Raw genomic sequence first — 8,019 nt, 5'->3', positions numbered from 1 at the left:
TTCATGTTAAATATCTCCTTTTAAAATTATTTGGACTTAAAGTATCCATTCCTTTCCATGTAAGTAAATAACCTTGCATGTGACACGAGGAACCAGCTAAAAAGCTGGCCTCAACCAGCCAAAACATATAGACTTATCGGAATGGATTAATACTCTTAACTACGGGTAATCGGTCCGATATGGCCCGTCCCAGGAGGAATTTCATTAACCCTCCAAGTCCAGTTAATATTATACATGTTGTCAAGGTTCAGGCCAACAGGTGCTGGCAAATTGGCTAAGATATGGAGCCAAAAATGTATTTGATATTTAGGGAAGATTGCTTTTATGTGATATGGTTAAATATTAAATTTGCAGGTTTGACAGTGATTTCATTCACTGGTTAATACAATGCTAATTATACAAGGAAAGATGACAAACTAACTTTACAAAATAGTAGATGACTAGTATACTAAATATAATCAAATATATAATTTATGTTTGCAGGGGGACCGTTTTGGTTGAGAAGGTAAAACCTGACCCTTTGAACCTGACGTAGTTGATACTACCGTAGGGAAGCAAATTCATTTTAGCTTATTGCTATAGATGTGCTTACCTTTTGGTAAGCACTTTTTGTTATCCTATCAATACTCAACCAGATCCATCTCTGACATATATAGGGAGGAAACAGATAATGAATTATACAACTCAGATGGATGCCGCTAAAAAAGGCATAATAACCGGAGAAATGAAAATAGTCTCAAAAAAGGAAAATATGGATGTAAAGCTTTTAATGGAACGCATAGCAGCGGGAACTGCAGTAATACCTGCAAATAAAAATCATAGGGCATTGGATCCTGAGGGTATCGGACAGGGTCTTAAGACCAAGATAAATGTTAATCTAGGTGTGTCAAAAGATTGCTGCAGTATAGATGCAGAACTGGAAAAGGTGAAAAAGGCCATAGAAATGAAGGCTGAGTCTATAATGGATTTAAGTTCCTACGGCAAGACAGAGGAATTTAGAACCAGATTAATTGATATGTCTACTGCCATAGTTGGTACGGTTCCCGTATATGATGCTATGGGTTTCTATGATAAAGAGCTGCAAAATATTACCAGTGATGAATTTATAAAGGTTATAGAAAAACATGCACAAGATGGAGTAGACTTTATCACCATCCATTCAGGTATAAATAGGGATACAATAAAGACTTTTAAGGAAAATGAAAGGCTTCTTAATATAGTTTCAAGGGGTGGGTCTCTAATCTATGCATGGATGGAGCTAAATAAAAAGGAAAATCCATTCTATGAATATTTTGATGAAATACTGGATATATGTGCTGAGTATGATGTCACTATAAGCCTTGGTGATGCATGTCGTCCAGGAAGCATATATGATTCTACCGATGCCAGCCAAGTAGGAGAATTGATAGTTTTAGGAGAACTTACAAGAAGAGCTTGGGAGAAAAATGTACAAGTTATAATAGAAGGACCGGGGCACATGAAGTTGAATGAGATTGCTACCAATGTAATGTTGGAGAAAAAACTTTGTGGTGGAGCACCTTTTTATGTACTAGGTCCTATCGTTACTGATATAGCACCTGGGTATGATCATATTACCAGTGCAATAGGTGGTGCAATAGCAGCCGCAAATGGGGCAGACTTCCTTTGTTATGTTACCCCGGCAGAGCATTTAAGGCTTCCCAATTTGGATGATATGAAAGAAGGTATCATAGCTACAAAGATTGCTGCCCATTCAGGTGATCTAGCCAAGGGGATAGATGGAGTAGAAAAGTGGGATTATAAGATGAGCTGTGCAAGGCGGGAGTTAGATTGGGAAAAGATGTTTGAACTCTCCATAGATCCTGAAAAGGCCAGACGATACAGGAAAGAGTCTATTCCTGAAGAGAAAGATTCATGTACCATGTGTGGCAAGATATGTGCAGTTAGAAATATGAACAAGTTAATAAAGGGCGAGGGCATAATCTAAGTAAAATATCAAAATAGGATGAAGGTGAATTTATCCATGAAGACGGCACTTACTATTGCAGGTTCGGACTCAAGCGGTGGAGCAGGTATACAGGCAGATATTAAGACATTCTCTGCCCATGGAGTATTTGGAATGAGTGTAATAACCGCAGTTACGGCTCAGAATACTCAAAAGGTCATCGATGTACAGGATATGACCCCTGATATTATAGGCAAACAGATAGATGCAATTTTTCAGGATATAGAGGTAGATGCAGTAAAGATTGGGATGGTATCTCAAATTAAGAGTATAGAGATAATTGCAGAAAAGTTAAATATATACAAACCAACAAATCTGGTATTGGATCCTGTTATGGTGTCTAAAAGTGGATATAAATTATTAAATCCTATGGCCATAGATACATTAGTTAAGGAAATTTTGCCTCTTTCTTATGTTATAACCCCTAATATTCCAGAAGCGGAGGAGATAGCAGGAATAAGGATTGATACGTTCAAGGATATGGAGTGGGCTGCAAAGAGAATATATGATATGGGTCCTAAATACGTACTGATTAAAGGGGGACATATGCCTGGTGATGCTACAGATTTACTATACGATGGGAAAAACGCGAAGTATTTAGAAGGTAAGCGTATTAATACTAAAAATACCCACGGTACAGGTTGTACTCTATCTTCTGCTATAGCCTCAAATCTGGCTTTGGGTTTTTGCATAGATGAGGCTGTAAAAAAGGCCAAAGATTATATTACTCTAGCAGTAAAATATTCCTTATCGTTAGGGAAAGGGGTAGGGCCTACAAATCATTTTTATGAGCTTTATAGAAAAGCAGGTATCAAAATAGATTGATACTAAAGTGTATGGGAGGAATTAAGATGGATGTAAAACAGGGAGTAGCGGATCTTCTAGAGCAAGTGAGGACAAGAAGTCCTCTGGTACATCATATTACAAATTATGTTACTGCAAATGATTGTGCTAATATAGTACTGGCACTGGGAGGCTCTCCCATAATGGCAGATGCTATTGAAGAGGTGAGTGAGATGGTCTCCATCTCTTCTGCCCTAGTCTTAAATATGGGTACATTAAATGCTAGAACTGTAGATTCCATGCTAGTGGCAGGTAAAATGGCAAATAGGCAGGGTATTCCGATAGTACTGGATCCTGTTGGGGCGGGAGCGACATCATTTAGAAGCCATATTGCAGATCGGATAATCAATGAAATGGATATTGCCATTATTCGTGGTAATATCTCAGAAATAAAGGCTATAAGCGGAATAGGTCATAATACCAAGGGAGTAGATGCATCGGACGATGATATTGCACAATTGGGAGATCTAAAATATGTAGAAGCCATTGGAAAAGGACTATCCAATAGATTGGGTTGTGTTGTAGCAATAACAGGCGTTACTGATACCATAACAAATGGCGCAGAAACCTATTTTATAGACAATGGCCATGAGATGATGTCCAGGGTAACGGGGACTGGATGTATGTGTACTTCTCTTATAGGTGCATATTGTGGTGTAACGGATGATTATTTGTTGGCAGCAGCGGCAGGAGTCTTGACCATGGGTTTGGCGGGAGAGATAGGGTATGAAAAGCTTACATCAAGGGATGATGGTAGTGGTAGCTTTAAGATAAAGATTATGGACTCTGTGTACCAGATGAAAGGAAAGGATATATTAGAGAGGGGTGAGTTGTATGCCGGATAAAGCTCAAGTAGATTATACATTATACTTAGTAACAGATAGGTCACTAATTAGAGATGTTACTCTAGAGCAGGCTGTAGAGCAGGCTATTCTGGGAGGCGCTACACTTGTGCAACTAAGAGAAAAGGATATTGATACATTAGAGTTTTATAATATAGCCAAAAGGGTTAAAACTATCACTGATCGATATAATATTCCTCTTATAATAAATGATAGGCTGGATATTGCCCTAGCAGTAGAATCAGCGGGGCTTCATGTAGGGCAAAAGGATATGCCTGCAAAAATAGCTAGAAAACTGCTTGGTCCAGATAGAATCCTGGGAGTATCTGCTACTACATTAGATGAGGCTGTGAAAGCAGAAAATGATGGGGCGGATTATATTGGTGTAGGAGCGATATTTGCAACTAATACAAAGGATGATGCAGAGTATGTAAGTCTGGAAGAACTTAAGACAATCAAACGAAAAGTAAAAATTCCAGTTGTAGCCATTGGAGGTATAAATGAAAATAATGTAGGGTATCTTAAAGATACTGATATCGATGGTATAGCAGTGGTATCGGCAATATTGTCAAAAGAAGATATTAAGAAGACGTGTCTAGATTTTAAAGGTAAAATAGGCCTTATGAAAGAAAAAATTTAGTTTATATGAAATAATATTTTGACTATTGTCTCAAATAGTTTATAATAGATATGGTATAAATATGAATGCCACTCTAAAAGGATAAAGAGATGAAGTAGAGGTGGATTAGATGAGAACAATAGGGACACAAGCTAAAGGTATTCGACTGCCTATAATAAAGAAGGGCGATGATCTAGTAGAAATAGTAGCACAATCGCTTTTAGACTCATGCAGGGTTGAAGGCTATGAGCTAAATGACAGGGATATTATAGGTGTGACAGAGGCTGTAGTTGCAAGGGCACAGGGCAATTATGCAACGATTGATCAAATAGCAGCCGATGTTAGAAAAAAGTATCCAAGCGGTGAGATAGGGGTAGTTTTCCCCATTATGAGCCGTAATAGGTTTTCTTTGCTTCTTAAAGGGATTGCAAATGGGGTAGATAAGGTATTTTTACAGCTTAGCTATCCTTCAGATGAAGTGGGTAATCCCTTGATAAGTTGGGATGACTTGGATAAAAACGGTATAAACCCATACTCAGATACATTAACCGAAGAGGATTTTTATCATTACTTTGGGCAGGATATAGTACATCCATTCACAGGAGTAAACTATATAGAATTTTACAAGGAATTGGCAGAAGATGTTACTATAATTTTTTCCAATGATCCAAGGGCTATACTGAAATATACCGATCATGTACTGGCTGCAGATGTGCATAGTAGAAATCGTACAAAACGCCTGTTGAAGCAGGGGGGTGCCAAGACGGTATATGGGTTGGATGATATTTTAACTGAATCGGTAAATGGAAGTGGCTTTCATCCACAGTATGGTATATTGGGCTCAAATAAGGCAACGGAAGCTACTGTAAAACTTTTCCCCAGAGATGGAGAGATGTTTGTAATCAAATTACAGAAAAGGATGTTTGAGCTTACAGGAAAACATTTAGAAGTGATGATATATGGTGATGGTGCTTTTAAAGATCCTGTTGGCGGTATTTGGGAGCTAGCGGACCCTGTTGTTGCTCCCGCCTATACAGAAGGTCTATCTGGTACCCCAAATGAATTGAAGCTCAAGTATTTAGCCGATAATATTGGTGAGGATTTGACTAGTTCGGAGCTACAGCAGAGAATTACCGAAATGATTCGGGAAAAAGCAGGAGATTTAAAAGGTGAGGCCGCATCCCAAGGTACTACGCCTCGTCGGATTACTGACTTATTAGGCAGCCTTTGTGATCTAGTAAGCGGCAGCGGTGATAAGGGCACACCTGTTGTATTGGTACAAGGATATTTTGATAATTACAGCGCTTAAAATATTTATATAGCAATGATAAGGCAAAAGTTTATGGAGTATGCTAAAAAATTCATAGACTTTTGCTTTTTTATACCTGTTACATTTTGCTAAAACTTTGGTATAATGGAGAATGAAAGGCGGGAGAAGAATGTATACAAAACAAGATCTTTTGAATGATCTGAATGATTTGAATATAGATAAAACAGGTACTCTATTGGTTCATTCATCTATGAAGAGTATCGGAGAGGTAGAAGGGGGAGCAGATACCGTATTGGATGCATTGTCCCAATATATGGATGGAGGCTTATTGGTTTTGCCTACCCATACCTGGTCATATATAAATGCCGATAATCCTAGATTCTACGTGGATAAATCCCCTTCATGTGTAGGTATACTTACGGAACTTTTCAGGAAACGCCCAGGAGTGGTCCGTTCATTACATCCAACTCACTCTGTAGCGGCTTTGGGGGCGGATGCTAAGGAATTTGTGGCGGGAGATGAAAAATTTGATACTCCCTGTGCTAGGGGATCTTGCTGGGGTAAGCTTTTAGACAGGAAGGCTACTATAATGCTTATAGGGGTGGATCTTACAAGAAATACATTTATGCACGGGGTAGAGGAATGGGCTGATATACCGGGCAGAATTACAGATAGCCATGAGCAACTTTATACAGTATTGCCGGATGAAACTGAGATATCTGTACCTTCAAGAAGGCATTCAGGATATTGGTCGGATTATTTCTGCAAGGTAGAAGAGATATTCGAAAAGAATAAAGTAATGTATAAGGGTACATTTGGAGATGCTGCGGTACGGATTTGCAAAACAGAGGAGATGACCAATTTACTCTTTGAAATGCTAAAGGTAAAGCCAGATCTTTTTTCTGACAATACTCCTATTGATACTGAATTATATAATATGTTTGTTGAGCATTGAATCTATAAAAAGTGGAGATAATAATGAAAAAACTTGATAAGGTATTAGAACTAGAACGAAAAGGTTGTTTCAGGTTTTTTTGGGAACAAGCTAATACAGACCCAAAAAGCCCGGGGTATGGATTAATAGCTGATATAACTACTGACCCTGGGCGGGCTAGTATTGCCTCTGTAGGTTTTGGCTTAAGCGCCATTATTATTGGTGTTGAGCAAGGTTTTATAACTTATGACCAGGGATACGAACGGGCATAATGATGGTACCATACCTTCATGTGGGCCGGCAGGTTCTATACCATTTGCTCCAAAAGAAACTATAGAGGCCCTTAATTACATGTATAATACATTCCCTGAGTTATGGGGAGATTATGGCTTCTATGATGCATATAATTTGGAAGGTAATAAACCTTGGTTTGCCAAGTGGTATATTGGGATAAACAAGGGCATCACTTTGCTTATGATAGAAAACTACCGAAGTGGACTTATTTGGAATTTATATATGGGAAACGAATATATTAAATCAGGCTTAAGTACACTAATATTCAAAAGGTTGGAAAATAAAATTAGCGTAGCATAGGATGTTACCAGTATAGAACTTAAAAATAAAGGAGAGGATTTTTTGAAAGAAATAGTTTTTGCTGGTGGTTGTTTTTGGGGAGTAGAAGAATTTATGTCTAGAATAGATGGGGTAGTATATACAAAGGTTGGATATGCAAACGGTACTAAGCCCAATCCTACCTATGAGGAAGTTTGTGCCGGCGATACAGGGCATGCCGAAAGCTGTTATGTGAGATATAATGAGAATCTAATAGGTATTGAGGCACTTCTTGCTAAATACTGGAGCATAATAGATCCTACCATAGTAGACAGACAAGGGAATGATATAGGCAGTCAATATAGGACTGGTATATTCTATATTGATAAGACTGATCTTCCATTTATTATTAAGAGTCGTGAAGAAGAACAAGAGAAGTACAAAAAACCTATTGTAGTAGAAATAAAGCCGTTGTTATGCTTCTATGATGCAGAGGAATACCATCAAGGATATTTAAAGAAAAATCCTAATGGTTATTGTCATATAAAGTTATGATGAGCCTTTATCAAACTATTTATGAGTTCTTTTATATTATATATGATGTATTAAGCTAAAAAATCTCCTATATGTTTAAAAAATATATATGGGAGATTTTTTAATGTTATTACAAAGATTCTTTTAATTGTTAGAAAAATAACAAAAGGCACACCATGAACCATTAATATGGGCTTAAGGATAAAAATGCATAAATTTTTATTTAATTAATATATTTATTATAGCAACATTTGAGATATAACTCTATTTGTTAGGTTGTTTAAATACTTGATAAAAAGTATAGCAGGATGTATCTTGACTTTCGCAGCAAAAAACAGAAAAAAAGGCCTAGGCCCTGCATATTGCAAGGCCTACGGGCTTTTTGTTTTGATCATAAAGTTGTTGTGATACAGCTCATTTTTTGGTCTGAGCAATAATTTC

The 8,019-nt window shown here is 37.5% G+C and carries 9 protein-coding genes and 1 riboswitch; all 9 genes read left to right on the top strand.

All coding sequences use genetic code 11. From position 1 onward, the window contains the following. Positions 1–471: 471 nt before the first annotated feature. Positions 472–571, top strand: a riboswitch (TPP riboswitch). Between the two features lie 99 nt (positions 572–670). The 9 genes from thiC to msrA all read left to right on the top strand — a co-directional run bounded on the left by thiC (position 671) and on the right by msrA (position 7,599). Further along, positions 671–1,966 (top strand): phosphomethylpyrimidine synthase ThiC, encoded by a 1,296-nt coding sequence (gene thiC, locus EJN67_RS13545; RefSeq protein WP_129724973.1) that lies wholly within the window; start codon positions 671–673, stop codon positions 1,964–1,966. Positions 1,967–2,002: 36 nt separating this feature from the next. Next, the gene (gene thiD, locus EJN67_RS13540; protein ID WP_129724972.1) at positions 2,003–2,809 is read left to right on the top strand and encodes a bifunctional hydroxymethylpyrimidine kinase/phosphomethylpyrimidine kinase; all 807 of its coding nucleotides are present in this window, start codon (positions 2,003–2,005) and stop codon (positions 2,807–2,809) included. 20 nt (positions 2,810–2,829) lie between these two features. Continuing rightward, a complete protein-coding gene (gene thiM / locus EJN67_RS13535) occupies positions 2,830–3,672 on the top strand; it encodes a hydroxyethylthiazole kinase (RefSeq protein WP_394347524.1) in 843 nt (280 codons plus the stop codon). Beyond that, positions 3,662–4,309 (top strand): thiamine phosphate synthase, encoded by a 648-nt coding sequence (gene thiE, locus EJN67_RS13530; protein WP_129724970.1) that lies wholly within the window; start codon positions 3,662–3,664, stop codon positions 4,307–4,309. Before thiM ends, thiE begins: the two co-directional genes overlap by 11 nt. 109 nt (positions 4,310–4,418) lie before the next feature. After that, entirely contained in the window at positions 4,419–5,597 is a 1,179-nt protein-coding gene (locus EJN67_RS13525) for a coenzyme F420-0:L-glutamate ligase (RefSeq protein WP_129724969.1), read from the top strand. Between the two features lie 130 nt (positions 5,598–5,727). Then, the gene (locus EJN67_RS13520; RefSeq protein WP_129724968.1) at positions 5,728–6,513 is read left to right on the top strand and encodes an AAC(3) family N-acetyltransferase; all 786 of its coding nucleotides are present in this window, start codon (positions 5,728–5,730) and stop codon (positions 6,511–6,513) included. Between the two features lie 23 nt (positions 6,514–6,536). Next, positions 6,537–6,764, top strand: a complete 228-nt coding sequence (locus EJN67_RS13515) for a hypothetical protein (protein ID WP_129724967.1) — start codon at positions 6,537–6,539, stop codon at positions 6,762–6,764. Then, a complete protein-coding gene (locus EJN67_RS13510; RefSeq protein ID WP_129724966.1) occupies positions 6,739–7,086 on the top strand; it encodes a glucoamylase family protein in 348 nt (115 codons plus the stop codon). Before EJN67_RS13515 ends, EJN67_RS13510 begins: the two co-directional genes overlap by 26 nt. A gap of 42 nt (positions 7,087–7,128) precedes the next feature. Further along, positions 7,129–7,599: a peptide-methionine (S)-S-oxide reductase MsrA gene (msrA, locus tag EJN67_RS13505; RefSeq protein WP_129724965.1), complete on the top strand. Its 471-nt coding sequence runs from the start codon at positions 7,129–7,131 to the stop codon at positions 7,597–7,599. The last annotated feature ends 420 nt before the right edge of the window (positions 7,600–8,019 follow it).

The organism is Xylanivirga thermophila (assembly GCF_004138105.1).
GTDB lineage: Bacteria > Bacillota > Clostridia > Caldicoprobacterales > Xylanivirgaceae > Xylanivirga > Xylanivirga thermophila.
The sequence above is the reverse complement of the archived record's forward strand: the minus strand, read 5'-3'. Positions and strand labels throughout refer to the sequence as shown.